The 26,544-nt window shown below is 69.4% G+C and carries 18 protein-coding genes and 1 tRNA gene; 6 read left to right on the top strand and 13 right to left on the bottom strand.

Going from position 1 to position 26,544, the window contains the following annotated elements:
* The first annotated feature begins 820 nt into the window (after nt 1-820).
* A complete protein-coding gene (locus ASF26_RS02570; RefSeq protein ID WP_056249084.1) occupies nt 821-4,570 on the top strand; it encodes an AAA family ATPase in 3,750 nt (1,249 codons plus the stop codon).
* 290 nt (nt 4,571-4,860) lie between these two features.
* Here ASF26_RS02570 and ASF26_RS02575 read toward each other — a convergent pair whose 3' ends face one another.
* The 3 genes from ASF26_RS02575 to ASF26_RS02585 all read right to left on the bottom strand — a co-directional run bounded on the left by ASF26_RS02575 (nt 4,861) and on the right by ASF26_RS02585 (nt 8,194).
* Nucleotides 4,861-6,675, bottom strand: coding sequence for a M10 family metallopeptidase (locus tag ASF26_RS02575; RefSeq protein WP_056249087.1), 1,815 nt, complete (start codon nt 6,673-6,675; stop codon nt 4,861-4,863).
* Between the two features lie 258 nt (nt 6,676-6,933).
* Entirely contained in the window at nt 6,934-7,386 is a 453-nt protein-coding gene (locus ASF26_RS02580) for an anaerobic typically selenocysteine-containing protein (RefSeq protein WP_155935015.1), read from the bottom strand.
* A 142-nt stretch (nt 7,387-7,528) separates the two neighbouring features.
* Nucleotides 7,529-8,194: an HAD family hydrolase gene (locus ASF26_RS02585; RefSeq protein WP_056249090.1), complete on the bottom strand. Its 666-nt coding sequence runs from the start codon at nt 8,192-8,194 to the stop codon at nt 7,529-7,531.
* A gap of 278 nt (nt 8,195-8,472) precedes the next feature.
* Here ASF26_RS02585 and ASF26_RS02590 point away from each other — a divergent pair, with 278 nt between their 5' ends.
* Nucleotides 8,473-8,682, top strand: a complete 210-nt coding sequence (locus tag ASF26_RS02590; RefSeq protein ID WP_056249093.1) for a hypothetical protein — start codon at nt 8,473-8,475, stop codon at nt 8,680-8,682.
* A 204-nt stretch (nt 8,683-8,886) separates the two neighbouring features.
* Here ASF26_RS02590 and ASF26_RS02595 read toward each other — a convergent pair whose 3' ends face one another.
* Nucleotides 8,887-9,243 (bottom strand): hypothetical protein, encoded by a 357-nt coding sequence (locus ASF26_RS02595; RefSeq protein WP_056249096.1) that lies wholly within the window; start codon nt 9,241-9,243, stop codon nt 8,887-8,889.
* Between the two features lie 282 nt (nt 9,244-9,525).
* Here ASF26_RS02595 and ASF26_RS02600 point away from each other — a divergent pair, with 282 nt between their 5' ends.
* Nucleotides 9,526-10,236 carry a L,D-transpeptidase gene (locus ASF26_RS02600; protein ID WP_056249099.1) on the top strand — a complete coding sequence of 237 codons (711 nt, stop codon included), beginning with the start codon at nt 9,526-9,528 and terminating at the stop codon, nt 10,234-10,236.
* An 18-nt stretch (nt 10,237-10,254) separates the two neighbouring features.
* Here the strand turns inward: ASF26_RS02600 and pbpC are convergent, their stop codons facing one another.
* Both pbpC and ASF26_RS02610 read right to left on the bottom strand, forming a co-directional pair.
* Nucleotides 10,255-12,306: a penicillin-binding protein 1C gene (gene pbpC / locus ASF26_RS02605; protein ID WP_056249101.1), complete on the bottom strand. Its 2,052-nt coding sequence runs from the start codon at nt 12,304-12,306 to the stop codon at nt 10,255-10,257.
* A 157-nt stretch (nt 12,307-12,463) separates the two neighbouring features.
* Nucleotides 12,464-17,812, bottom strand: coding sequence for an alpha-2-macroglobulin (locus ASF26_RS02610; RefSeq protein WP_082477481.1), 5,349 nt, complete (start codon nt 17,810-17,812; stop codon nt 12,464-12,466).
* Between the two features lie 174 nt (nt 17,813-17,986).
* On the opposite strand from ASF26_RS02610, the gene ASF26_RS02615 reads away from it, so the two are divergent.
* On the top strand, nt 17,987-19,411 hold the full coding sequence (locus tag ASF26_RS02615; protein WP_056249105.1) for a serine protease: 1,425 nt from the start codon (nt 17,987-17,989) through the stop codon (nt 19,409-19,411).
* An 87-nt stretch (nt 19,412-19,498) separates the two neighbouring features.
* Here ASF26_RS02615 and ASF26_RS22460 read toward each other — a convergent pair whose 3' ends face one another.
* On the bottom strand, nt 19,499-19,654 hold the full coding sequence (locus ASF26_RS22460; RefSeq protein WP_018046049.1) for a hypothetical protein: 156 nt from the start codon (nt 19,652-19,654) through the stop codon (nt 19,499-19,501).
* 133 nt (nt 19,655-19,787) lie between these two features.
* Nucleotides 19,788-20,837 (bottom strand): cysteine synthase A, encoded by a 1,050-nt coding sequence (locus ASF26_RS02620; RefSeq protein ID WP_056249108.1) that lies wholly within the window; start codon nt 20,835-20,837, stop codon nt 19,788-19,790.
* 189 nt (nt 20,838-21,026) lie between these two features.
* Here ASF26_RS02620 and ASF26_RS02625 point away from each other — a divergent pair.
* A tRNA-Arg gene (locus ASF26_RS02625) sits at nt 21,027-21,103 on the top strand.
* A 12-nt stretch (nt 21,104-21,115) separates the two neighbouring features.
* Here ASF26_RS02625 and ASF26_RS21780 read toward each other — a convergent pair.
* A complete protein-coding gene (locus ASF26_RS21780) occupies nt 21,116-21,418 on the bottom strand; it encodes a hypothetical protein (RefSeq protein WP_348271072.1) in 303 nt (100 codons plus the stop codon).
* A 931-nt stretch (nt 21,419-22,349) separates the two neighbouring features.
* On the opposite strand from ASF26_RS21780, the gene ASF26_RS22465 reads away from it, so the two are divergent.
* On the top strand, nt 22,350-22,487 hold the full coding sequence (locus ASF26_RS22465; protein WP_156462837.1) for a hypothetical protein: 138 nt from the start codon (nt 22,350-22,352) through the stop codon (nt 22,485-22,487).
* Nucleotides 22,488-22,494: 7 nt separating this feature from the next.
* On the opposite strand, the gene ASF26_RS02630 is transcribed toward ASF26_RS22465, so the two are convergent.
* From ASF26_RS02630 to ssuC, 4 genes are all read right to left on the bottom strand, one after another.
* A complete protein-coding gene (locus ASF26_RS02630) occupies nt 22,495-23,469 on the bottom strand; it encodes a sulfonate ABC transporter substrate-binding protein (RefSeq protein ID WP_056249111.1) in 975 nt (324 codons plus the stop codon).
* 84 nt (nt 23,470-23,553) lie between these two features.
* Nucleotides 23,554-24,717, bottom strand: a complete 1,164-nt coding sequence (gene ssuD / locus ASF26_RS02635) for an FMNH2-dependent alkanesulfonate monooxygenase (RefSeq protein ID WP_056249115.1) — start codon at nt 24,715-24,717, stop codon at nt 23,554-23,556.
* Nucleotides 24,718-24,762: 45 nt separating this feature from the next.
* Nucleotides 24,763-25,608, bottom strand: coding sequence for an ATP-binding cassette domain-containing protein (locus ASF26_RS02640; RefSeq protein ID WP_056249119.1), 846 nt, complete (start codon nt 25,606-25,608; stop codon nt 24,763-24,765).
* Between the two features lie 54 nt (nt 25,609-25,662).
* Nucleotides 25,663-26,451, bottom strand: coding sequence for an aliphatic sulfonate ABC transporter permease SsuC (ssuC, locus tag ASF26_RS02645; protein WP_018046040.1), 789 nt, complete (start codon nt 26,449-26,451; stop codon nt 25,663-25,665).
* Between the last annotated feature and the right edge of the window lie 93 nt (nt 26,452-26,544).

The following is a 26,544-nucleotide window of genomic DNA, read 5'->3' on the forward strand; positions in this document are numbered from 1 at the left end:
TGTTGACGGGAAAAAACCCAGCTATGGGGTATGATCTCCTTACGCGAGCGTGAGACCTAACTCGCATTCTAGGACGAATGTACACAGGTTTTCCTCAACGTGACGATTTGGTGCGCGAACAAATACCAAATCCCGTTCACGATACTGCAGCAGGGCCGTCCGAGCCGCCATCGCGCAGACCGTCATTATTTTCGCATTCGTAGCGCAGACGGACGTGTTCCGACCCAACTCGGTCGTAGTATCGATCCCGTTAAATTGCCTGAAAGCGGCCCTTCCCAGGGCCTGCTAGGGGTCGGGACATGACAGGCGCCGAAGAGCCTTCAAGGGCAGCACGAGGCAGACGCCGCACTCTTCGGTCTCTTCATCTCCTCCGAAGAGACCGCTCGTTTTCTCCCGGCGTTCTCAGAGGGGGGCAGTCAAGATGAGCGACTATGGGCGCCCGCCATCCCAAGGGCTCCGCATTCGGGTCGATGCCATCCGATCTGCGGGACCGCTCACACCGGTTTAGACACCCGCGCCGAAAGCGAGCCCGGACCCGTAGGGCCGCGCCAGAGGCGTGCAAGCCAGATCCGCCGGGCGTGCCCTATCGAGCTCACAGAGGGGCTCTGGATTCCGGGCTCCGCGATGCGGACCCGGAATGACGACGTGGCTTGTTCAGTGTCGTGCCACATCCCATTCCCCCGAGTTCGAAGCCCTGCCGCCATCCCGCCGCGTGTGGACATCGTTGCGCGGCGACGGCATCGCCCTCGTCCGCCCGTCATCCTGGGCTATGACACTCTTCCCCGCATCCCCCTGATTTCTTGAGACGAGGCCACGACCCTTGCGCATCCTGGCGATCCGCGGCGAGAACCTCGCGAGCCTCGCGGCCCCCTTCTCCGTCGATCTCGCCGGCGGCCCCATCGGCGCCACCGGCATCTTCGCCATCACCGGCGAGACGGGGGCGGGCAAGTCCACCATCCTCGACGCCCTCTGCCTCGCCCTCTACGGGCGCTATCCGCGCGTGGCGACCAGCGGGCGCGAGCGGGCGCCCGATCCCGGCGGCGATCCCATCACCATCGGCGACGAGCGGGCGATCCTGCGGCGGGGGGCGACGGAAGGTTTCGCCGAGGTCGATTTCATCGGCCGGGACGGACAGGGCTACTGCGCGCGGTGGTCGGTCTACCGGGCGCGGGGAAAGGCCAACGGCCGCCTCCAAAACAAGACGCGCTCCCTCACCCGGCTCGCGGACGGGGGCTCCGTCGGCGACAGCAAGGCCGGCCTCGTCGACGCGGCGATCTGCGACCTCACCGACCTCACCTTCGACCAGTTCCGCCGCACCGTCCTGCTGGCGCAGGGGGAGTTCGATGCCTTTCTGCTGGCCGCCGAGGGCGAGCGCGCGGAGCTCTTGGAGAAGATCACCGGCACGGCGATCTATTCCGAGATCTCGAAGCGGATCCATGCCGGGGCCGAGGCGCAGCGCGCCGCGGTGAAGGAGCTGGAGGCCCATCGCGACGCCGTCGGCCTCCTCGACGAGTCGGCGCGGGCGGAGAAACACGCCGAGCGGGCGCGGCTCCAGGCCGAGGTGGCGGAGTTGTCCGGCCAACTGGCGGACCTGAACGCGGCGCTGGCCCATGCGCAGCGCATCGCCGACACCCGGGGCCTGGTCTCGGCGGCCGAGAGCCGCCTCGCTGTCGCACGGCAAGCCCTGGAGACCCATCGGCCCGACAGCCTTCGGCTGGCCGAACTCGACGCGGTGGAGCCCCTACGCGAACCGGCGCGGAATGCGGCGCGGGCGGAGCGGGACCTCGCCGCCGCCGAGGCGGCCCTGGTCCTGGCTCTCGCGGCGCGCGGCGAGGCCGAGGCGCGGGCCGGGGCCGCGCGGGAGGCCCATGACGACGCCGCCAAGGCGGACGAGGCCTCGGAAATCGGGTTCAAGGCGTTGGGGCCGGTCTGGACCCGCGCGGCCGAGCTCGACACCCAAATCGGCGGGGCGGCCACCGAATCCGCCCATGCCACCGAGGCGGCGACCGCCGCGGAGGCGAAGGCGCTGGACGCGCGCACGGCCCTGGAGGCGCTCGATGCCGGCCTCGCGGCGGCGGAGGCCGCGCGGGCCGAGGTGGCCGCCCGGTTCGCGGCCGATACGGGCGGCGCCTTCCTCGCCGGGCGGACGGAGGAAGCCGACCAGCTCTTTGCCAAGCGCGCGACCCTGAGCGCGGAACTGGCCGAGGCGAAGGCCACTCTCCGCACGGCCACGGACGAGGCCTCCCGCCGCTCGGCCGCGATCGCCACGGGGGACCGGGCGATCGCGCAGGCGAAGGCCGCGCGGACGCAGGCGGCCGACCACCGGGCCGGCCTCGCCGCCGCCCTGGACCGGATCGGCGAAGGCGCTGCGCGGGCACGCCTGGGCACCATCGACCGCCTCGCCGATCACCTGCGCGAGGCGCTGCCCCTGGCGCGCGGCCACGCGGAGGCGTCCCTCTCCGTCGAGCGCGCCTCCACGGAGGCGGAGGCCGCCCGCCGCGCCGAGGAGGCCGCGCGGCGCGCCGGGGAGGAGGCCGCCGCCCGGCAGGCCCGCGCCATCGAGATGCGTAAGGCCGTCGCCCCCCTGGCGGAGCTCGCCGAGGAGGCCGTTTCGCAGCAGGCGGCGCATCTGCGCAGCCTGCTCGTGGAAGACCAGCCCTGCCCGGTCTGCGGCGCCACCGATCATCCCCATGCCCGGAACCAGGATGGGCTGGGGCGCGTGGCCGAGGCGCTCAAAGCCCAGCGGGCGGAACAGGACACGGCCATCGCCGCCGCCCGGGAAGCCCTGGCGGAGGCCGCGTCTACCGGCGCCGCCGCCGGCGCGCGGGCGCGCAACGCCGAACAGGTGGCGGCGGCCGCGCAGGAGACGCAGGGTCGGGCGGCCTCCGCCTATGCGGGCCTGCACCCGCACCTCCTCACCACGCGGGGCGAAGCGGGGGTGGACGGGACCATCCCGGAACGGCTCGATGCCGAGGCGGCCCCCGCGCTCAGCGCCCTCGTCGAGGCCCTGAAGCGCGCCCGCGCCCCGCTGCTCTCCGCCCTGGAGCGGTCCGGGACCCTGCGCGGCGAGATCGACGCCCTCACCGCGCGGATCGAGGCGGGAGAAGGGGAGATCGAAGCGGCGGAACTCGCCCGCGCCGCCGAGCGCGAGGCCCTGCGTCTCGCCGAACTCACCGCCAATGGCGAGGCGGTCCGCGTCTCGGGCCATACGGAGCGGGTCGTCTCCCTCGGCCGCGAGATCGCGCCCTATCTGGCGGGTGCCGGCCTGTCGCTGGCCGATCTCGAGCGGGACGGGGCCGGTGCGGCCAAGCGCGTGGCCGAGATCGCCGCCGCGTACCGTGCCCTCGACCGGCATCGGGACGAGCTCGACCGCGAGGTCCAGGCCCTCGCGTCGCGCCGCGCCGGCGCGGCCGAGGCCCTGGGTTTCACCCGCGACGCCGCCGACGCGGCCGGACGCCAGGCCCTGGCCCGCTCCGACAGGCTCGCCGGGCTGCGGGCCGAACGTGCGCCTCTGCTGAGCGGTGAGGAGACGGGGGCGCATCGGACCCGGATCAACGACGCGCGCAAGCGGGCCCGTGACGCGCTGAAACAGGCGGAAGAAGCCCGCGCCGCCGCCCAGGCCGCCCTCGCCTCGGCGGTGACGGCGGCCGAGCACGGGGCCGCCGCCCGCGACGCGGCCGGGCGTCTGCGCGAGGAGGCCGACGCCGCCTTCCTCGCCGCCTGCGCCCCGCGCGGCGTCGAGGCGGTGCGGGAGGCCCTGGCCCTGCCCCCGGAGATCCGCACCTCCCTGCGCCAAGCCGTCGATGCGCGCATGGCGGAAGCGCGCGAGGCGGAGACCGCCCTCGCCACGCGGCGCGCCGACCTCGCCCTCCTCATCGATGCGCCCGAGATCGACGCTCCCGCCACGCAAGCGGCGGCGTCGGGCCTCGCGGAGACGATCACCGCCCAGCAACAGGGCCTCGGCGCCATCACGGCCGATCTCCAGCGGGACGACGCGGCGCGGGAGCGGGCGGCCGGGTTGGAGGCGACGATCGCCGAGGCGCGGGCCGATTACGCCGTCTGGGAGGCGGTGAACGAGGCGGTGGGCTCGGCCAGCGGCGTCAAGTTCCGCCTCTTCGCCCAAGGGGTGACGCTGGAACATCTGGTCCGGCTCGCCAACGAGCACCTGCTGGCGCTCAGCCCGCGCTACCGGCTGGTGCGCGGCGACCCGGCCAACCTCTCCCTCCACGTGGTCGACCGCGACATGGGCGAGGAGGTGCGCGCCACCCGCAGCCTCTCGGGCGGCGAGCGCTTCCTCGTTTCCCTGGCCCTCGCCCTCGCGCTGTCGGGCCTGGAGGGCCGCGATTCCTTCGTCGACACGCTCTTCATCGACGAAGGCTTCGGCTCGCTCGACGCCGAGACCCTCGACCTCGCGGTGGACGCCCTGGAGACGCTCCAGGGCCGCGGCCGCAAGGTCGGCGTCATCACCCATGTGGCGGCGATGATCGAGCGCATCGCCGTGCAGGTCCGCGTGGAGAAGCGCGGCAACGGCCGCAGCGTGGTGAGTGTCGTGGAGGCTGGGGCGGGGTAAGGCGGCTGATCGCCTCCGGTACGCCAGTCAGGAGGAGCTCTTCTGAAATACTGCTGGATTCAGCCATCCGCTTTTACAAGAAGAGCGCGTCCCTCTCCCCCTTGTGGGGAGAGGTCAGGAGTGAGGGTGGCTCCGCCAGCCTCCGCAGGTTGAGGGTCACCCGACCACCCTCACCTCCAACTCCTCCCCACAAGGGGGAGGAGGGCCGCGCGGCCCTTACATGTGTGAATGCCGTAGACTGGACGAAAATGAGACCCGCATCAGTATTCCCGGCGTGAGCTCCGGCCGCCTTAAACGAAGAACCCCGAATCGACCTGCGAGACGCGGATGTGGTCCAGTTCGACCGTTCCCCCGCCCGACAGGGCGAGCAGGGCATAGCCGTCGGAGGACTGGCCGAGGGAGTAGGTCTGGCCGGAAAGGTCGATCCGGTCTCCGCTCGAGGCGCTGAAATCGAACAGCGTGTCGTGTCCCGAAGAGGTGTCGAACACGGATCGGTCGGCGCCCGCGCCCAGGTAGAGGAGATCGTCGCCGAGCCCGCCGGTCAGCACGTTGCTGCCCCGACCGCCGATGAGAACGTCGTGGCCCTCTCCGCCGCTGAGCGTGTCGTTGCCTGCACCGCCATCGAGCCGGTCGTTGCCCACGCCGCCGCTGAGCCGATCCGCGCCGTCATTGCCGTAGAGCCGGTCGCGCCCGGCCCCGCCGTCCAGCACGTTGTCGCCCACATTGCCGCGCAAAGCATTCGCCACATCGTTGCCGGTGGCCTTCGTCGCGCCGTTGCCGATGAGGATCAGGTGCTCGACATTCTCGCCGAGGGCGTAGGAGACGGTGCTGCGGACATAGTCGGTGCCCTGACCGGCCCTCTCCACCACCATGTCGCGCCCGTTATCGACGAGGTAGGTGTCGTTTCCGGCAAGGCCGAACATCTTGTCCGAGGAGAGACCGCCGTCGAGGCGGTTATCGGTCGTGTTGCCGACGATCCGGTCATGCCCCCGGCCGCCGATGGCGTTCTCGATCAGGGAGCGGAGATCGCCCTGGTGCAGGAGCGCGTTGGCGACGTTGCCGAGCGCGATCGCGTCGCCGCCGCTATAGGCCTGGTGGTTCACGAGTTGCGCGGTGGAGAAGGTCGAGAAGGCCCCCGGGCGCAGGTCCACGTCCAGGGCGGTCGCGTAATTGGAGAGATCGTAGGTGTCCCGGCCGTTGCCGTCCCAGACCGTCATCGAGATCTTATTGGCGGAGGGAGCGCCCTGGTCGATGCCGTCGATGGATATCTCGCCGCTCCTGGCGTCCCATCGATAAGTCGTGTTCCCGCTGTTGGTCGCGAAATTGGCGCCGTAGAGGAACTGCAGGGCGGCGATGTCGTCCTGCATGTAGGTCTGAGGCTGGTTGAACCCCTCGCCTTCGAACGAAGCGCCGAGATTGGTCGGGTCGGACCGGTAGGTCATCAGCGACCAATCCTGCCCGTCCTTCTCCAGGGGAAGTGCCGCCGTGCCGTAGCGGGGCGGGCTACCGGCGAGGCCGAGCTCGGCATTCAGGGGGGCGTAGGTATAATCCTCGTGGCCATGCTTCAGGCCGAGCGCATGCCCGATCTCGTGCATGTTCGTCGCCTGACCCCAGTTTCCGATTACCGGAACGCTGTAGAACGGCTGGTCGGTATAGGTGCCGAACCAGACATCCCCGGCCTGGAGATTGCTCGACGGAAAATTGGCATGGGCCGATCCTTCGTCAATCCAGGAGGTCTGGCTGAAACGCAGCTCGGCATGAACCGTGGCGGTCTCGGTGATCTCTTGGAAGGTCAGGTTGGTATAGGAGGAGACGAGATCGAGGGTGTAGCGCGTCGCCTCCTGCTGCTGCGGATTGAAGGGCTGGTGATAGACGGGGTCGCCACTCTGGTACGGATCACTCTCGTAGCCGGACCCTTCGTAGAAGCTCCCGCTCGCCGGAAAGCTGTATGTCAGCGTGCCGATCGTCCATTTCGATCCGATCAGAACACCATCGATATGATCGTCGCCGGCGAAATGATACGTCCCGTCGCGGTCCTTAGACTGAAGCAGCAGGGCCGTCTTTCCGTCGCTGCGGCTGGCTTGTGCTGAACTCGGTACGGCCATCGTCTCGCGCCTTCACAATCGAGCGTGATTGTCCGCGCCGTGATGGTCAGCCAGGGGGGATGATTCGTATCGACAGCGCTCAGGACGGAGTTCATAGGGCCTGACCGCTTAAAGAGTGGGTTAAAAACTGCGACGATCGGAGCCGGCCCGACGGACCTTGCGGGCCGATACCCGGCGGGTCGCCTGGCATTGGCGCGAAAATGGGACGCCGGCGCGAAAAACCCACGGTGTCCTGCCTCGAACGGCCCTGTCGCCCGGTCAGCCGGCGGGCGGGGTGAGGATCAGCTTGCCGACGAAGGGGGCGTCGGCGTTGCGGGTGCTGGTGCAGCCATAGGCCGTCTCGCCCGCCTTCATCGTCCGAAGCCGCAGGACGCCCTTGCCGTTCTGCTTCACGGTGTAGCCCTTCTCGCTCATGACATGGACGAGGTCGCCATCCGCATGCAGCACCTTGGCGTTCTCGAACTGGCCCTCGGCGGTGATCGTCACCGGGGCGTTCGCCGTGCTCACGATATGAAGCTCCACATTCGTATCGGCGGGCAATCTCAGCTCGGCCGGTGCGCAGACGGGCTTTCCGTTTTCGAGCGTCACCGTCAGCTCGACCGGCGGCATCGCATCGCTCGCCGGTGGCGCCAGAGGCTTGCTTTGAGAATAAGCAGGGCCTGCGATGAGTGCAGCCACCATGACGGCAAGGCTTTGACGAATCATCATCATCGTTCTCGGCTCCGATTGCTTCGCATCCCGGCGGTGCGCGGTGTCGTTCTGACAAGAACGACCACCCGTCCCTGTTCCGGGCTGCGACGAAGCGAGCCCCCTCCCCGGCGCTCCCAGCGGGCCTCGGCCCAATGAGTTCCCGTCAGGTGGCGGCGAGGGGCGAGCGATCGAACCCGTCGAGGAGATCCTGCGGGTCGCGGTAGAGGGCGATGCAGCCGGCCCTCGAAAGGTCCGCCGCCGGGACGCCGCCGCACAGGACGCCGATCGTCGACAGCCCGGCTTTGGCGGCGGCCTCCGCGTCGTAGGGGGTATCGCCGACCACGAGGATGGAGCTTGCCTTCAGGGGCGCGAGTTTCTTGAGCGCCGCCTCGAAAATGTCGGGGTGGGGTTTGGAGCGCTCCGCGTCGTCCGAGGTGGTCACTACGTCGACGAGATCGGCGATGCCCAGGATCTCCTGGTAATGCTCGACCTCGTCCTTCTTGCCCGACGACCCCAGGGCGATCCGCATATCCGCCGCCCCGATCCGCTTGAACAGGGCGCGCACCCCGGGGAACGGCCGCACCCGGTCGAGATAGTCCCGCTTGAACAGGTCGGAGCGGTAGGCCTCGATGGTCTTGCCCTCGCGCTCCACGCGCTCCGGCGGCAGGAACACCGGCATGAGTTCATCGCCGCCCTTGCCGATCTGGCGCCGGACCGTGACGAAATCGGCCTCCACCCCGAAATGGGCGAAGGCCTCGACCCAGGCCTGGGCATGCAGGTCCACGCTGTCGAGCAGCGTGCCGTCGATGTCGAAGATCACTGCGCGCATGTGAGGCCCCCCGCCGACAACCATCTTGGGGAATGCGCCGTTCCGCGATGCGGATGCCACGGACCGAGAGATGGCGGCCGAAGAGGGGGTCGCGTGGCGGTCGAAACGGGGGGTGCGTGGCGGTACCGAGCGGATCGCCGTTCCTGTCCGGCCCCCGCTCAAAGTGTGGCGGCGTGCGGCCTCGAGATGCAAATAAGCATTATCATGCTATATTTTTCCCGGGACAGACCAGGTGTATGGCACTTTTTTGCTTTATCTCACTGAGCGCCGTTTGCCCGATGATGAGCCATCGCTGTCTCGACCCCCACGATTCCTACGCACAGGCGGAGGTATTGGTCACGTTCGAGGGTGTATTCCCGGACGTCCGCCTCCTCTCGGCCATCGACAGCGAAGGTGACGATATCCTTCCGGACCTGATCGACGAGCAGAGGCGCGACCTGATCCAGGAAATCGCCGAGTTCCACTACGGAGCGTTGTCGGCAGCGTGACTAACGATTGCCGCGCGACCATTGATGACGCTGCCTTACCCTTGGCGCCGTCCGAACGTTCTTTCGCGCATCGCCTTCAGAGCGCCACCACCTCCTGAGGCGCTCAGGGCGCGGGCGTTATCTAGCCGGCGCCGAGCGCTAAAAGTCTGTGATTTTTCAAATATTTGGGCGAGGTCGAGCGTCGGCTCGCCGATGCGGACCGGCTCAGCTCTTCGTCCCCTGGAAGGGACGAAACAGCCAGGCGAGGCGCTTGGCATCGGCCTCTTCGCCCTCGACAGGCTCGGTCGCCGGCTCTTCGGCCCCGGTCCCGGCCGGCTTCCCGGCATCCTCGTCTTCCAGCGTCTCGACCATCTGTTCGAGCAGCGGCGGCAGCCTGACCTCGTATTTTTCGAGAATGATGGCCGCGTCCAGCAAGGCGTGAATGTGAGCTTTTGGAATGGGTTGGCTGGCGATCTGCGCGCTGAGGACGCGGTCCGCCAGAAGGCTCGCGAGGCGTGACACCTCGGACAGCCGCCCGGCGGGGTCCGCGGCTGCGGAGGACGGCTCCGGGCTCTCGGTCATGACAAATGTTCCTCCCCCACCAAGTGCTTACCCCATTATCCGCCATCCCCCTACATGCGCCAGACGCTTCGTTGTCCCGTGTGGACGACCATGCGCCGACAGTGGCGGGGAAGCCGCTCCCCGGCCAGGGTTCACTCTTGACTCACCCGCCTGCGCAGCTCTTTCGAATGGCCTGCTGCCGAGCTTGCCAGTCAAGTCGGGGACCGGTTAACTCAGCTTGGCAGTCGGCGCGTTCGCCGGAGCGTTGTGCCGTCGGGCCACAGGACAGGAAAGTCCGGAATCATGACGATGGATGCAGGGAAGGCCGCTGCCGGCGGGATGGACGAGAGTGCCCGGCTCGGTGGCAGGACGGGGCGTCTCAGCCGCCGATCGTTTCTGGCCGGCTCGGCCGCCGGGTTCGGCGCGCTGGGGCTCGCCGGTTGCGCGACGACCGACGGCCTGATCCTCGCCGAGGCGGCGAAGATCTACGGTCCGATGCCGGACGAGAAATTCCCGATCCCGGCCACCGACATCAGGAAGGTCGACCCGAAATACTATCGCCGCACGGTGCGCTACGAAACCAAGGAAGCGCCCGGCACGATCATCGTCGATCCCAGCAACTTCTATGTCTACCGCATCGAGGAGGATGGGGCCGCTACCCGCTACGGCGCCAATGTCGGCCGTGCCGGGTTCCTGTGGAGCGGTGACGCCTATGTCGGCCGCAAGTCCGAATGGGCGACCTGGACACCGCCCAAGGAGATGATCCGGCGCCAGCCCGAGGTGGCCAAATACGCCCGCGGCATGCCGGGCGGCCTCGACAACCCTCTCGGCGCCCGCACGCTCCATCTCTACCAGAACGGCGCCTACACGCTCTACACGATCTACGCCTCGAGCGAGCCCGACTCGATCGGCTCGGGCATCACGAGCGGCTGTGTCGGCCTGCTCAGCCAGGACATGATCCACCTGTATTCGCGGACCCCGGTCAAGACGAAGGTGGTCGTCCTGCCCGCGTAGTGAAAAGGGGCCGGCCCCTCACTCCAGCCTCACCACCACGCTGTCGCTGGCCCCCGACGCGTCCATCACCGAGATCCTGGCGAAGCCCGCGCCGTCCGGTGCCCATTCCGACTGGCGCCGGGCGCTCTCGGCCACCGGCAGGCTGTTGACCATCCAGGTGAGGGGCGGCACCCCGCCGAGCGCCTTCAGGGCGAGGCTCGGCGCGGGGCCGGGCTCGGCGAGGCCGAGATCGATCCGGGCGCCATCCGGCGGGTAGGCGATCTTGAGGGCTGAGCCCAGAGCTGCCGACAGGGTCTTGGGCACGTCCCTGCGGATGTGGCGCAGGGGCGGCGGCAGGCCGGCGGTGGTGGTCACCAGGGCGTCGCGGGGCATCGGCACGGAATCGGGCTCGCCGCCGAAGCGCGAGAACGCGTCGAACAGGATCGGCGCGGCCACCGCCCGCCCGACGAGACCCGGCACGGCGTTGCCGTCCGGCCGCCCGACCCAGACCGCGATGGTAACGCGCCGGTCGAACCCCACCGCCAGGGCATCGCGATAGCCGTAGGACGTGCCGGTCTTGAACGCGATCCGGTTCGGCAGCGCGTTCTCCGGCGGCGGCGCCCCGCGCAGGGTATCGGCGACGTACCAGGCCGCCACCGGCTCGGTGACGCGCAACTCCGGCGGAGGCGACGCGGCCGGCCCGTCGAGGCGGCGGATCAGGTCGGGCACCGAGCCTCCACGGGCGAGGCCTGAGAACAGCCGGGCGAGGTCGGTGAGGGTGATGCCGAGGCCGCCCAGAGCCACCGGCAGGCCAGGTGCCGTGTCGCGCGGCAGGTCGATCCGCGCTCCCGTACCGCGCAGGCGGGCGATGAAGCGGGCGGCGCCCACTGCCTCCAGCAAGTCCACCGCCGGCACGTTGAGAGAGAGTTGCAGGGCGCGCCGCGCGGTGACGGTGCCCTGGTAGCTGAGGTCGAAATTCTCCGGGGCGTAGGAGCCGGCGAAGCGCACCGGCCGGTCGTCGAGGAGGGTCTCGGGATGGGCGATGCCGTTCTCGAAGGCCAGCGCGTAGATGAACGGCTTCAGGGCCGAGCCGGGCGAGCGGATCGCCCCCGTCATGTCGATGGCCCCGGAGCGGCTGGCGTCGAGATAGCCGGCGCTCCCCACCTGGGCGATCACCGCGCCGGTGCGGTTGTCGATGGCGAGGATCGCCGCCGAAATGCCCGGCCCCATGGCGGCAGCGCGCTCGGCGGCCAGCCGTTCGAGGCTCGCCTGCAGACGCCCGTCGAGAGAGAGGCGCTGGACCCGCGCGGCGGGATCGGCGGCCACGGCCGCTTCCGCCGCATGGGCCGCCAGCATCGGGAAGGGCTTTCGCTGGTCCGGCACCGGTTCGGCCTTGGCGACCTTCGCCTCCGCGGGCGTGATGATTCCGCGCGCCGCGGCGATGTCGAGGACCCTGTCGCGCGCCTGCCGGGCACGAACGGGAAACCGGTCCGGCCGGCGCACTTCCGGCGCCTGGGGCAGTGCGACGAGGAGGGCGGATTCGGCAAAGGAGAGCCGAGCGGGCTCCCGCCCGAAATAGGCGAAGCTCGCCGCCCGCAAGCCCTCCACCGGACCGCCATAAGGGGCGAGCGCGAGGTAGAGGTCGAGCACGCCGTCCTTCCCCAACCAGCGTTCCAGCTGGACCGCCCGCACCATCTGCCGGAGCTTGGCGCTGAGCGAGCGCTCGGGGCGCGGCTCCACGAGGCGAGCCACCTGCATCGACAGGGTGGAGCCGCCCGAGACGATTTTGCCGTGCCGGAGCCATTGCCACGCGGCACGCAGGGTCGCGGCGGGGTCGATGCCGGGATGGTCGGCAAAACGCCGGTCCTCGTAGGCCTTCAGCATGGCGAGCATGCGCGGATCGACCTCCGCCCCCGTCACCGGCAGCCGCCAGCGCCCGTCGGCGGTGGCGAAGGGGCGCAGGAGATGGCGGTCCCGGTCGAGGATGACGGTGGAGCGGAGGTTCGCCTGGGTCAGGTCGAGGGGCGGGAGGGTCGCGACGAAGCGCCAGAGGGTCAGCGCGGGGAGGAGGATGAGGAGGGCGATGACCACGTAGATCGGACGAAGCGCGAGGCTCTCCTCCCCCTTGTGGGGAGGAGTTGGAGGTGGGGGTGGTTGCGTAGAGGCCGCGCCACATCCGGCACCACCCCCACCCCTGACCCCTCCCCACAAGGGGGAGGGGAAGCGCTTCCGCGCGCGATTCATGGCCCTACTTCGCGTTCACCTCGACCGAGCCGAAGGCGGTGCGGCCGAAGCGTTCGGGGCGGTACATGTCTTCGATGGTGGCGCCGGGATGGACGTAGGTGCCGGGCGAGACCGCCCGCACGGTATAGGCCGCGGTGAAGAAGGCGGATTGCTCGGGGTTGCGCTCGTAGGCCGCCACGAAACGGTCGTCGCGGAACTCGGTGCTTACCGGCTGCACGTCCGACTTGGCGAAGGCGAGCCCCGCCAGGGCATCGGAATCGAGGAGCTTCGGATTGTCGATTTCAAGGCCGGCGGGCAGGCGGTCCACCAGCAGGAGGCGCCCGGCGCTGGCCTTGGCCTCGGTCACCTTGAGCACCACCACGAGGCGGTCGTTCTGGCGAACCCCCTGAGCCAGATCCACCACCGTGCCGTCGAGCCGGTGATAGGTCCGCTCGATGGCATAGCCGCGCGATTCCGCCGGCTCCGGGGCGATGGGATTGCCCGACACGCTCACCACGGTCTGGGCGGCGCCCGTCCCGTCATTGGTGATGGTGACGGGCTTCCCGTCGAGGGCGGGGGCGCGGTAGAGCCGCGAGACCGGGCCGGATTGCCGCACGCCGTCGACACTGAAGCTCAATGCTTCCGCGTCCTTGGCGAGCCCCTCGGCGGCGAGCACCATCCAGGCATTCTCCTGGGTGCTGGTGAGGCGTCCGCTGGCGCGCTCCTGGGTGATGACCTGACCCAACGGCCGGATCGTATCGCGGGCGAGGCCCGTCTCGGCGGCGAGGGCGAGAAGGCCGGCCCCGTCGCGCAGGCGCGATCCGTAATCGGGACGATAGGTCGAGGTGTCGCGCGCGGATCCGAGCGCGGTCACCGCCGACTCGAACGCCTTGGTCGCGCGGCCCCGGTCGCCGAGAAGGGCGAGAGCCGCCGCGATCTGGCCGCGTCCGAGGGGGGTCGCGAACTCACCGAGCTTGGTGTCGGCGAGGTAGCGCAGGTCGCCCATCACCGGCCGCCCGTTCCGGGCCAGTACATAGGCCGCGTAGGCGATGTCCATGCCGCCGTCGCGCACCTCCGTGGTGTTGGCGACCGTGTTGCGCAGGCGGTCCAGGGCATTGGAGAAGGCGGTCTGCGGCACGGCGAATCCGCGTTCGCGGGCGCGGGTCAGGAAGTCGGTGACGTAGGCGTTGAGCCAGACGTCGCTCGACCCGCCGACGCTCCACAGGCCGAAATCGCCCGAGGCGTCCTGGCGCGAGAGCACGCGGTCGATGGCCTCGCGCACCCGCTCGTCCACCTTGTCGTCGATGCCGAGCCTGTCGAGGGAGGCGAGCTTGTTGACGTAGAGGAGCGGCATCGCCCGGCTCACGGTCTGTTCCGAGCAGCCATAGGGGTAGCGGTCCAGCGCCTGGAGCAGGGCGGGCACGTCGAGGGCGGCGAGCGAGGAGGCCGTCACCGAGACCGAGCCGGTGCCGGGGAGGATGTCGGCCAGGAGGTCGCCCGTCACCTGCAGGCTGGCGCCGGGTTCGAGGGAACTCACCGAGCGGCGGACCAGGGCGCCGGTGCCGGGGCCGATGTTGAGCGAGAAGCTCTGGCCCACGGTGCCGGCGATGCCGGGGCCGGACAGGTTCACGTCGAGCCGCGACAGGCCGGGGCCGGCGGCGGTGATCGGGATGACGAGCGAGGTCTTCGCCCCGCGTTCCAGTTTCATGGTGCTGTGAACCGCGCCAGCCGAGACCAGGACCGGGCCGGAGAGGTCGAGATCCACGGTGTAGTCGCCGGCCTGCCCCTCGACATTGTCGATGGCGATGAAGAAGCGCGAGCGGTCGCCCACATTGAGGAAGCGCGGCAGGGTGCCGGTGAGGACGACCGGATCGCGGATGATGACGTCGGCCTGGGCCGAGCCGACCCTGGTCCTGCTCCAGGCGGTCACCATCACCCGGCCGGTGCCGTTGAAGGCGGACAGCGGGAAATCGACGCTGGCGCGGCCATCGGGGCCGACGCGGATCACGCCGGAATAGAGCGCCAGCGGCGCCTGGGTCGGGGGCGAATCGGAGAGTTCGGCCGCGCCGCCGTCACCGCCCGAGCGGATCGCGCCGAGCGTCCCCTGCATGCCGTCGATCAGGTATCCGTAGAGGTCGCGGATCTCCGGTCCCAGGGCCTTCTGCCCGAAGAAATAGCCGAAGGGATTGGGCGATTCGTAGCGGGTTAGGTTGAGGATGCCGACATCGACCAGGGCCACGCTGATCCGCGCTTCCTCACCGGAGGAGAGACCGGCGAGCTGGATCGGCAGGGTCAGGGTTTCGCGGGGCCGCGTGGTCGCAGGCGCCCCCACGGTCACGGCGAGGCTGCGCCTGTCGGTATCCACCGAGAACCAGGCAAGGCCGAGCGCCCGGCCCGGCAGGCGCTTGGCCGCCTGGTCGAGCGGCCGGTAGGCGGTGGCGACGAGATAGGCGCCCGACCCCCATTCCGCCTTCACGGGGATGTCCACCGTGGCGCCGGCCTCCGAAACCGTGACGTCCAGGATGTCGTGGACCTTGTCGCTCACCACGGCGAGGGTCGCCGTGCCCTTGAAGCGCGGCTGGAGGCGCGCCCGCAGGGTCTCGCCGGCGGCGTAGCTCGGCTTGTCGAGCTTGAGGTCGAGGAGATCGGGCACGTCCGCGGTCTCGGACCCGCCCCAGCCCACGGTGAAGGTGACGCTGACGGTGGCCTCGGGCCGGCCGGCGACCAGGGCTTCAAGGCGGTAGGTGCCGAAACCGACTGTGGAACTGACCCGGCCCGGCGCGTCGGCGGCGAGATCGAGCCGTCCGTCGGCGATGCGCCGCGTCGAGGTCACCGGCTCGAACGACCAGCGCCCGCCCTCGCGGTACCATTGATAGTTGCGGTCGACCTTGGACAGGGTCCAGGCGACGCCGTTCTGTGGGATTTTCCGTCCGTCGGGGCTCGCCATGACTACGTCGAACGTGGCGACACCGCCTTCAGTGAGGTCGCCCGAAAAATTCTTGCGGATGGCGAGGACGGGGCCGGAGGGCAGAATCGGCAGGGTGACGCTTCGGCTCAGGGCCCGCCCGCCCGGCTCGCCGACCTGCAGCGTGATCTTCGCCTCGGTGGGGCGCGGAGCGCTGAGCGCCTGGACCGGCACCGTCACGGACGCCGATCCCTTGGCGTCCGTGGTGGCCTTGGCCTCGATCTCGGCCGAGGTCGCCTCCACCTTCTCGTCGTCGAGGCCGATGGAGAACCCGTCGAGCCCCTTGATCCCGCTCGTCGCGGCGGCCTGGACCAGGACCGTGCCCGACACGTCGAGGCCCGAGCCCGGCGCGCCGTAGAGATAGCGCGCGGCGACGTCGATGGTCGCGGGCCCGCCCTTCGTCAGGGTCGGGCTCTTCGGCGTCAAAGTGACCTCCAGGCGCTCGGGCACGTAATCCTCGACGAGGAACGTGGCCTCGCCCACAGGCGGCGCCTTCGCATCGGTATAGGCGGCGATCCGCCAGGTGCCGTGCATCGCGCCCGGCATCAGCGCGAGGGGCAGGGCGCGGCCGCCGAGGCCGGCATCGGCGACCTGGACGCGGCGATACTCGACCCCGTCCGGACGCTTCACCACCAGGGTGAGGGGAAGGTTGGGCACAGCGATGCCGGCGGCGTCGCGCAGCAGGGCCGTGACCTGAACGGTCTCGCCGGAGCGATAGACGCCTCGCTCGGGAAAGACATAGGCTTCCACCGCGCCCGGCTGCGGCCGGCCCTTCACGCCCCGGTCGGTGAGATCGAAGGCGCTCTGGGAGAAGTCGAGGAAGCCGTAATCGTCGCCGAGCTGCGCCACCACGAGGCCGGGCGCGATCCCGCCCTCGCCCCGCGCGAGGCCCGGATCGAAGGCGACGTGGCCCTGGCCGTCGGTCTTCTTCGTGGCCAGCACCTCGTTGTTGCGGGCCACGAGGCGGATCTCGGCGCCGGGCACCGTCTTTGCGCTCGCGAGCGAGCGGGCGAAGACGTGGATGCCGTCGCGGCCCTTGAAGGCGGTGAGACCGAGATCCGAGACGACGAACCATTGCGTCGCCTGGGTCTCGTAGCCGCCGTCCTCATCGACATTCGTGGCGACGCCGCTGGCCTGGGCCAGCATGATGTAGATGCCGGGCTCCAGCTTGCCGACCGCCTGCAGCACCGGGAAGGCCGTGACCGCCTCGTGGTTCAGCTCGGCCTTGGCCGTGTCGAGGGTGCCCTTCCAGACGCGGGTGCCCTTCTGGTCGGCGATGGTCTTCGCGGTCATGCCGCTGAGCTGGCCGAGGAACTCCTCAGAGCGCAGGGACGGGAGCAGGCCACGGTCGCCGACGCGCAGCACCTCCACGTCGATCTTCGGCGCGTTGACCGAGACCAGCGGCACGCCGGCCTGTCCGGTGCGCGGCAGGACGTAGTTGCGCCCGGTGAAACGCACCTGGGGCGAGCGGTCCCGCACATAGACTTCGTAATCGGCCGATTTCAGCAGGGCCTCGCCCACGGAGGACGGGATGCCCGAGCGCAGCACGAAGGCGTAGCGCTCGCCGTGCTTCAGCCCGTCCACGCAGATCTGCTGGCCGCTACCGGTGACGGCGGCATTGGCGGCGCCCGAGACGGCGACGTAGGGCGTGAAATCGGTCTTCGGGGCCAGGCTCTCGGAGAACTGGAAGCAGACGCGCGGGGCGGCGGCGTCGGAATCGACCTTGTAGTCGAGGATGCGGAAGCCGTGCTCGGCGCGCAGACCCTCATAGGTCTCGCGCACCGTGGCGTCGTCGGCGAGCACGAGGCTGGCGCGGTAGGCCTCGAGCGAGGGCCGCCATTCGGATTGATCGGCATAGACCTCGCCCAGCACCGCCAGGGCCTCGGCCTCGGCGGCGGCGCCGCGCGCCTTCAGGTAAGCCTGATAGGCGGCGGCCCGAGCCTGGCCGCGTAGGGTCCGGCGGTAGGAATAGACGCCGGTCTGGTTATCATTGCCCACCGTGCTCGCGGCGCGGGCATAGGCGAGCCAGTTCAGTGGGTCGCCCGCATCGGCGGCAATGGCCCCGGCGAGGGGCTTGAGGGCATCGGCCGGCTTCTCCGCCTGCACCAGGGCCTCGCCCTCGGCGCGCAGCTTGGCTGCCGGTCTGGTCAGGCCCGACGTGGCGGAATCCGCCCTCACCGTCGCTTCGAGACGGACCGCGTCACTGGCCAGCGCGTCACGCACGAAAGCCTTGGGGGATGGCGCTGGTTTCGGGGTAGCGATCCGCGCCACCGGACGATCGGGCGCCTGGGCGAAAGCCGGTGCGGCGCCCATGCCGCCGAGGGCCAAGGAGCCGGCAAGAACGCTTCCGGCAAGAAAATTTCTTGCAAGATGGGCGGTCGCGCGCCCGAGCCCGGTTGATCCCGACATCGCCCACCTCGTCCTCGGCGGCATCCGATCCCCCCTCGGTGCCGCGCCGGACCCTAGCACCTCGCGCGCGGGCCGCAATGACGCGTTCGCTCTGACGATCGGCTGGATATCCGGCGATCCCTCTGTCACACCTTCGCAAACGGCATCGGCACAGGCCATCGGGGAGCGTGGACCATGACGCAGCGCACGCGATTCGCCGGGGTGGCGGCGGCTCTGGCCCTCCTCGTCCTGCCGGTTCAGGCGCAAGGCCCCGCCCAGGCGCCTGCCCGTGCGGCACCGGCGGCCGACCCCGCCTTCGAGGCGGCGAAGGCGGCTTTCGAGCCCCTGCCGGAGGCGGAGAGGAAGGGCCTGCAGGACGCGCTGGTCTGGACCGGCGACTACAACAGCGTCATCACCGGCACGTTCGGGCGCCGCACCTACGACGCCCTGCTCTCCTACCAGAAGCGTGCCGGCAACACGGCGCCCGGCTTCCCGGACGCGAGGATGCGTGCGGCGATCCTCGCAGCCGGCGAGATGGCTCGGAAGGCGGCGCGCTTCACCGTGAAGCCCGATCCGGCGAGCGGCGTCGTGATCGGAGTGCCCGAGCGGCTGCTCGCCAAGCGCAGCCCTCAGGCCGGCGGAACCCGCTGGCAGAGCGGGGATGGCCGCGTCACCCTCGACACGAAATCCTTCGCCCCGGAGGAGGCCGGTCTCGATGCCCTATTCGCCCGCATCACCGCGCCGGGCGCCGACCGCAAGATCACCTACAAGATCAAGCGGCCGGATTTCCTCGTGGTCACCGGCGAGACGGCGGCGGGCAAATCCTACATCCGCTACGCCGCCGCCCCGGGGGGAGTTCGCGGCTTCACCATCGGCTACGACAAGGCCCTCGGGCCGGATGTAGACCGCCTGGTCATCGCCGTCGCCAACAGCTTCGTGCCGTTCCCGGAGACGGCCGATGCCGCCCCTGCCGAGATGGCCGCCAGACCCGGTGCGACGCCCGGCAGGCCCTTGCCAGGCCCGGCCGTGAGCCCCCTGCCGCCTCTGACCCGGGCCGCTACGAATGTGGGAATCGGCCTCATCGTCGCCCCGGGGCGTGTCCTGACGAGTTCTTCGGCCCTGGAGGCCTGCGCGGCGCCGCGGATCGCCGGTGTGGCCGCGCGGATCGTCAAGGTGGATGCAGGGCGTGGTCTGGCGCTTCTGGAAGCGGCCGGCGCGAAGGGCCGCGTCGCCACCCTGGCCGCGAAAGGGAACGCGTTGACGCCGGGCGACGCGCTGGTGGTCCTGGGCGCCGATGGGGGAGGTGGCATCGCCGTATCGTCGGGCCAAGCCTGCGGGGATAGGCTCTCGGCGCCGCTCCAACCCGGATCGTCGGGAGCCGTCGTGCTCGACCGGAACGGCGCCCTGGCCGGCCTCGTGGCCCGCTATCCGTCGTCGCCCCGGCTCGTGGCCGGTGTGGCGCCGCCGATGAGCTACCCTCTGGTCGACGGCCGCGTGGCACTGGCGTTTCTAGCCGAGAACGGCGTCTCCCCGGGGGTGGCCATGGACAGGTCGGGCGCGACGTTAGGCGCGGTCGCCTCCGGGGCGGCCGGTTCGATGGTCGGCCTCACCTGTCAGTAGGGAATCCACCCGGTCCTCTCGGGACCGCGACGTCCCCGATGCATGAACGGCGGGGCGCCGGAACACCCCGCCGGTTCGGACGCGCGATCAGAGGCGTCCCGTGACCAGAAGCACGATCAGGATGATGATGAGGATACCGCCCAGACCGAAGCTCTGTCCGCGATAAGCACCGCCACCGAGGAAGTTGCCGCCACCGAGGACGGCGAGGATCAGAATGATGAGCAGGATGGTGGTCAGGGTCATGGGAAAGAAACTCCGGTCACGCCCAACCAACATTGCTTGAGCTTGACCGGTGAAACGCCCATCCGCCGATTCCGTTCAACGCTTGGGCGTTTCAATGATGCAGATTGATGACGGTGTTGCAGGAAAGTCGATATCAGGCTCGCCAATCCGGCAGTTCGCCCGCCGTTTCCGTGAGCCAGGCCGGCACGGGCAACCCGCGCTCGGTGAGGAAGGCCGGGTTGAACAGCTTCGACGCGTAGCGCGCCGCCCCGTCGCAGAGGATCGTCGCGATGGTGTGGCCGGGGCCGAGAACCCGCGCTAGCCGGATCGCGCCGGCGACGTTGATTCCCGATGAACCGCCGAGACTGAGTCCCTCCTCGCGCATCAGCCCGAACACGATGTCCAGGGCTTCCGTGTCGGGGATGCGGAAGGAATGGTCCGGCCGGAACCCTTCGAGATTGGCGGTCACCCGGCCCTGGCCGATCCCTTCGGTGATCGAGGAGCCTTCGGCCTTCAGCGTGCCGGTGGTGTAATAGGCATGCAGGGCGGATCCCTCTGGGTCGGCGAGCGCGACGGTGATCCCGGGCTTGAGCGCCCGCAAGGCCTGGGCGGTGCCGGCGAGGGTGCCCCCCGTCCCGGCGGCGCAGACGAAGCCGTCGATCCGCCCCTCCGTCGCGGCGAAGAGCTCGGGGCCGGTCGTCTCCACATGCGCCTGGCGGTTGGCGACGTTGTCGAACTGGTTGGCGAAGAAGGCGCCGGCCGGTTCGGTGGCTGCCAGACGCTCGGCGAGCCGGCGCGCCACATGCACGTAATTGTCCGGATTGGAGAACGGCACGGCCGGCACCTCGACGAGGCGGGCGCCGGCAAGGCGCAGCGTCTCCTTCTTCTCGGCCGATTGCGTCTCCGGGATGACGATGACCGTGCGGTAGCCACGGACCGAGGCGACGAGGGCGAGCCCGATGCCGGTATTGCCCGCCGTCCCCTCGACGATGGTGCCGCCCGGCCGGATCAACCCGCGCCGCTCGGCATCCACGACGATGGACAGGGCCGCCCGGTCTTTCACCGACAGCCCGGGATTGAGGAATTCGGCCTTGCCGAGAATGGTGCAGCCGGTGAGGTCCGAGGCACGGCGCAGGTGGATCAGCGGCGTTCCGCCGATGGCGGCGAGGACGTCGCCGGAGAGGGAAGGGGTGCGCGTGGTCATGACGGGTCGGGCGTATCCTGCGAGGGGAAGAGCGACGAGCATGACCGACACGGCGTCCCACGAACACCCACGATCACGCGGATCGCAGAAAGGCACGCCGATCGGTCGAGAAGGGGTTGCCAAGCTGAAAAGGAGATTCTAGACACCCCCACCGACGGCGGAGCGCACAACTCTCCCCCGGTCAGGTCGGCGCCCGTAGCTCAGCTGGATAGAGCACCAGACTACGAATCTGGGGGTCAGAGGTTCGAATCCTTTCGGGCGCGCCATTTATCTTATCGTTAGACATAAATTTTTCCCTTCGGGGATTCGGGGACTTGAGCGCTGGTTTGCGGTCGGTTTGCAGACTTCGTTCGTGGTGAGTTCTCCCAACTGAAGATCGCTTGGTCTGTGCGCGCGAGATAGCGATCAAGGATCACATTCACCGTCTTGAGCGAATGACCCGTAATGGTGGCGATCTGCTGAGGATTGCCGCCCGCCTTGGAGGGCATGGTCACGGCCGTTCCACGGAGATCGTGGAAGTGAAGGTTGACCGGATTTTCCAATCCGGGGAGAGACACCTGTCCAATCCCAGTCTCAAGCATGGCCCGGTCCCAGAGTTCAGCGAAACATTGCTTCTGCAGGGCCCGTCCGGTCTTAATTGGTCAGCACCAGGGGCGAAACGTGATCCATGCATTCCAAAATGCGCTGCAGTGCGGACGTGCAGGAGATCATCGCTAAGCCGGGATTCGCTGAATACCCAACGAATTGGGAACTCGCTCGGTGTTGATGGTGTCGACGGCTTGATGGATGGCGCTGTCGAGCGCCTCGGCATCGACGGGCGCGGGCCACCAGCGTGGCTCTGGCCGCCCTCCCGCTATGGATCGGCCCATTGTCGCGCATGCTCGCGACCGGTTTCGCCGGGCAACCCAGACGCGGGCTCGCGCAGATCGGCCCAAAGCTTTAGCCAGATAGGGACGGGTCAACGCCTCGCTGTCATTGACGTAGACGAGCACGACGTCGCCGGCCTCCGCGTCCTATAGATTTTTCGGATAGTACCGGGGTCGTTGCGGCGAAAGTATTCTTACGCAGCACCTTGGAGCGTTGCGAGCGGGAGATGCCGATGCCTTCCCATCTCTCGATCCCGCCAGCAAGCTGCGCCAGCGTGCAGTTGGGACAGTCGGCGACGGGGCTCTCGGAGCAGGGGCGTTGCGACCCGCAGGGCGGCTTGTGCTTTGAGAGGTGTCGGCCCTGCGGCCACACACGCCTTCAGCGCGTCGACCCCACCGCAGGCAAAGTCGCTGCGCCACACACGTACCATGTCCTCGCGGACTCGAACGCCTCGGCGATGCGCTCACTGGTCCAGCCCGCAAGCGTTAGAAGCACCGCACGCGCCCGATCCGGCTCGCGCAAACAGGCCAGCGCCTCACTCGCGCGCATGGACGATCGGCCCGCCATGATCCGATCCCGCGGCCTATGCTGGAACCTGAATCACAGACGTCATCCGTTGGCCAGACAATGCCAACCGCTTAGGGCATGAGCGACGCCGTCGCCCAGACGATGATGCCGGCCTGGGCCTGGTTCGCGAGCCTTCTCGTCGTCATCCCCCTCGTCCTGTGCGGGACGACCCATCTCGTCCTGCGCCGGCTCATGCCGGCGCCGGCCGGGCGGTAGACTCCCATCAGCTCCCGGATTTCCGCACGGCGTCGGAGACGGCGATGGGCTTGGGCAGCAGACCGAGGCGGTGGAACGTATCGGCCACCTTCTGCTGATCGGCGATCACGGCCGTGTCCAACGGGGTCACGCCGTAGGTCAGGCGCTTGAGGGCGACGGTGAGGATCGGCGCCGGGATGCCGATGGCGGGGGCCAGTTCGGCCGCCACCGCGTCGGTATTGTCCTTGGCCCAGGCGTCGATCTCACCGATCGCCGCGAGGGTCGTATCGAGCGCCTCCTTGTTGCCATCGGAGAACCGGCGGGTCGACAGGTAGAACTGGCGGTTCGGCACGATGTCGGTCCCGTTGACGAGGGTCCGCGCGCCGGTGGCCCGCTCGCCCGAGGCGAGGAAGGGGTCCCAGATCACCCAGGCATCGACGGCACCGCGCGAGAAGGCCGCGACGGCGTCGCCGGGAGCGAGGAAGACCGGCGTCACCGCTTCGTAAGGCACGCCGGCCTTCGCCAGGGCCTCGACCAGGAAGTAATGGACGTTCGAACCCTTGTTCAGGGCGATCTTCTTGCCGCGCAGATCGGCGACGGTCTTGATCGGGCTGCCCTTGGCGACGAGGATCGCCTCGCCGAGCGGTGCCGCCGGCTCATGGGCGACGTAGAGGAAATCCGGGTTGTTGGCCTGCCCGAAAATCGGGGGCGCCTCCCCGGCCGAGCCGAGATCGATGGCCCCGGCATTCAATGCCTCCAGCAGAGGCGGTCCCGAGGGAAACTCGGCCCAGGTCACCTTGTAGCCCAGGGGCGCCAGCTTCTTCTCGAGCAGGCCCTTGCCCTTCAGCAGGACCAGCGTGCCGTATTTCTGGTAGCCGACCCGGATCACCTTGTCCTCGGCGCGGGCGAGAAGCGTGCCGAGGATCAGGAACGCCAGGGCGGTGAGGAAGGCGAGGGTCGCCTGCCCGGGCGGGGAGAGGGTGCGCGCGGTGGAACGGGGCATGGAATGTCCTCGTGCAGCGTTTGGAACAGATGTCCGGCGAGAGCCCCCCTCTCCCCGCGGGCCGGGGAGAAGCGATGCATCCCCTCAATGCGCTGCGATGCGGCGGCTCGGGACGATGTCGTTGGCGATGACTTCGCCGAACGGGCCGTTGTTGCGGGCGTTGCTCGGGGGGACGCCGGTGGTGGCGCGGAGCGGCAGCTTCGGGAAGACGAGTTCGGCGAAGCGGTAGGCCTCTTCCAGATGCGGGTAGCCGGAGAGGATGAAACGATCGATCCCGAGGTCGATGTATTCCTTCATCCGGTCCGCCACCTGATCGGCCGAGCCGACGAGCGCCGTGCCGGCGCCGCCGCGCACGAGGCCGACTCCGGCCCAGAGGTTGGGCGCGACTTCGAGCTTCGAGCGGTCGCCGCCATGGAGCGCCATCATCCGGCTCTGGCCCACGGAATCCTGGCGCTTGAGAGTGGCCTGCGCCCGCGCGATGGTCTCGTCGTCGAGGCGCGAGATCAGGTTCTCGGCCGCGGCCCAGGCCTCGCCCTCGGTCTCGCGAACGATGACGTGGAGGCGGATGCCGTAGGAGAAGGTCTTGCCCTTGCGGTCGGCGGCCTCCTTCGCCTTGGCGATCTTCTCGGCGACGCCGGCGGGCGGCTCGCCCCAGGTCAGGTAGACTTCGCAATGCTCGGCCGCAACTTCGATGCCGGCCGGCGAGGAGCCGCCGAAATACAGCGGCGGATAAGGCTTCTGGACCGGCGGGAAGATGAGCCGGCCGTCCTCCACCTTGAGATGCTTGCCTTCGTAATTCACCGTCTCGCCGGACATCAGCCCGCGCCAGACATGCAGGAACTCGTCGGTGACGACATAGCGCTCGTCATGGTCGAGGAAGACGCCGTCACCGCGCAGCTCCACCGGGTCGCCGCCGGTGACGACGTTGATGAGGAGGCGCCCGTCCGAGATCCGGTCCAGGGTCGCGGCCATGCGCGCGGCCATGGACGGTTCCTGCAGGCCAGGACGCACCGCCACGAGGAAACGCAGGCGCTTCGTCAGGGCGGCGAGCGCCGAGGCGATGACCCAGGAATCCTCGCAGGAGCGGCCGGTGGGCAGCAGCACGCCGTAATAGCCGAGCTCGTCGGCGGCCTGGGCGATCTGGCGGAGATAGGCCAGCGACACGTCGCGGGCGCCTTCCTGCGCGCCGAGGTAACGGCCGTCGCCGTGGGTGGGAAGGAACCAGAGGACGTCGGTCTCTGCGGTCATGGGTGCTCCTGGTGTTGTGCCGGTGGGATCGCGCGCGTCCGGGGATCAGGCCGGGGCACGGTCCTTCAGCAGATGGTCGAGGATACGGCCTTCCAGCCGCGCGAGTTCGGGGTCGCCGCGCCGGCGCGGGCGGGGCACGTCCACGGTCAGGTCGAGGGCGACGCGGCCTTCCTCCACCACGAGGATGCGGTCGGCCATGGCCGCCGCCTCGGCGACGTCGTGGGTGACGAGGATGGCGGTGAAGCCCTGGTTGCGCCAGATCCGCTCGATCATGTCCTGCATGTCGATGCGCGTCAGGGCATCCAGCGCGCCGAGGGGCTCGTCCAGGGCGAGCAGGCCCGGCCGGCTGACGAGGGCGCGCGCCAGGGCGACGCGCTGGCGCTGGCCGCCGGAGAGGGTCGCCGGCCAGTTACCGGCCTTGTCGGTGAGGCCGACCTCGGCCAGCACGGCCGCCGCCCGCTCGCGCCGTTCCTGGCGCCGCCCGGCCCCGCCGAGCCCCACGGCGACGTTGTCGACGACCCTGGCCCAGGGCAGCAGGCGCGGCTCCTGGAACATAATGCGCTTCGTGGCCGAGCGCGCACCGGGGTTCTCCAGGTCGATCCGCCCGGCGCTCGGCTGTTCGAGCCCGAGGATCAGGCGCAGCAGGGTGCTCTTGCCGCAGCCCGAACGACCGACGATGGCCACGAACTGGCCCGCCGGGATGTGCAGGTCGAGCCCCTCGATCACCTGATGGCCGTCGAAGGATTTCGACAGGCCGCGCAGGGTGACGGCGACCCCCGGGCCCGTGACGGGCGCGGGGCGCGTGGCTTGGCGGGCCTGAGGCACGACGGGAACCTCGCGGGGCGGCACGAAGGAGGCGTCGGGCGCGCGCAGCAGGGTGGAGGCGGTCATGGACGTCGTCCGTGGGGTTGATCGAGGAACGGGGGCATATCGGCGCGATGCCCCTCAGATGTTTCGGTAGGCCGGGTTCCAGGCGAGGAACGAACGCTCGAGGAGCCGGGTCAGGGTATCGGCGATCTTGCCGAGCAGGGCGTAGATGACGATGGCCAGCACCACCACGTCCACCAGCATGAATTCGCGCGCCTGCATCGCCATGTAGCCGAGGCCGGACGAGGCCGAGATCGTCTCGGCGACGATGAGCGTCAGCCACATGATGCCGAGTGCGTAGCGCAGGCCGACGAAGATCGAGGGCAGCGCCCCGGGCAGCACCACCCGCAGGAACAGTGTGGTGGGCGACATGCCGTAGACCCGGCCCATCTCCACCAGTTGCGGATCCACCGAGCGGATGCCGTGCAGGGTGTTGGCGTAGATCGGGAAGAACACGCCGATGGCCACCAGGAAGAGCTTGGCCTCCTCGTCGATGCCGAACCACAGGATCACCAGGGGGATCAGCGACAGGTGCGGGATGTTGCGCACCATCTGCAGGGTCGTGTCGGTGAGCTTCTCGGAAAGCTGCGAGAGGCCGTTGGCGAGGCCGAGGGCGAAGCCGATGCTGCCACCGATGAGGAAGCCGACGGCGGCGCGCAGGAAGCTGATCCAGAGGTTGGTCCAGAGTTCACCGGTCTTGCTCGCCTGCCAGCCTGCGGCGATCACGTCCGAGGGGGCGGGCATGAAGCGGGTGGAGACGAGGCCCGTGGAGGCCGCGGCCTGCCAACCGGCGATGATCGCCACCGGCACGAGCCAGGGCGTCAGGCGGCCGAGGATGTCGGAACCGAGGGTTGTCTGCCGTGACATGGTCCAGCCCTTGTTGATTTAGGCCTTGAGATGGAGGCCGATGGGGCCATCGCCCGGATGCAGCAGGGACGGTCGATCCGGTCGGCCGCGCGG

This window comes from Methylobacterium sp. Leaf93, assembly GCF_001422345.1.
Lineage (GTDB): Bacteria > Pseudomonadota > Alphaproteobacteria > Rhizobiales > Beijerinckiaceae > Methylobacterium > Methylobacterium bullatum.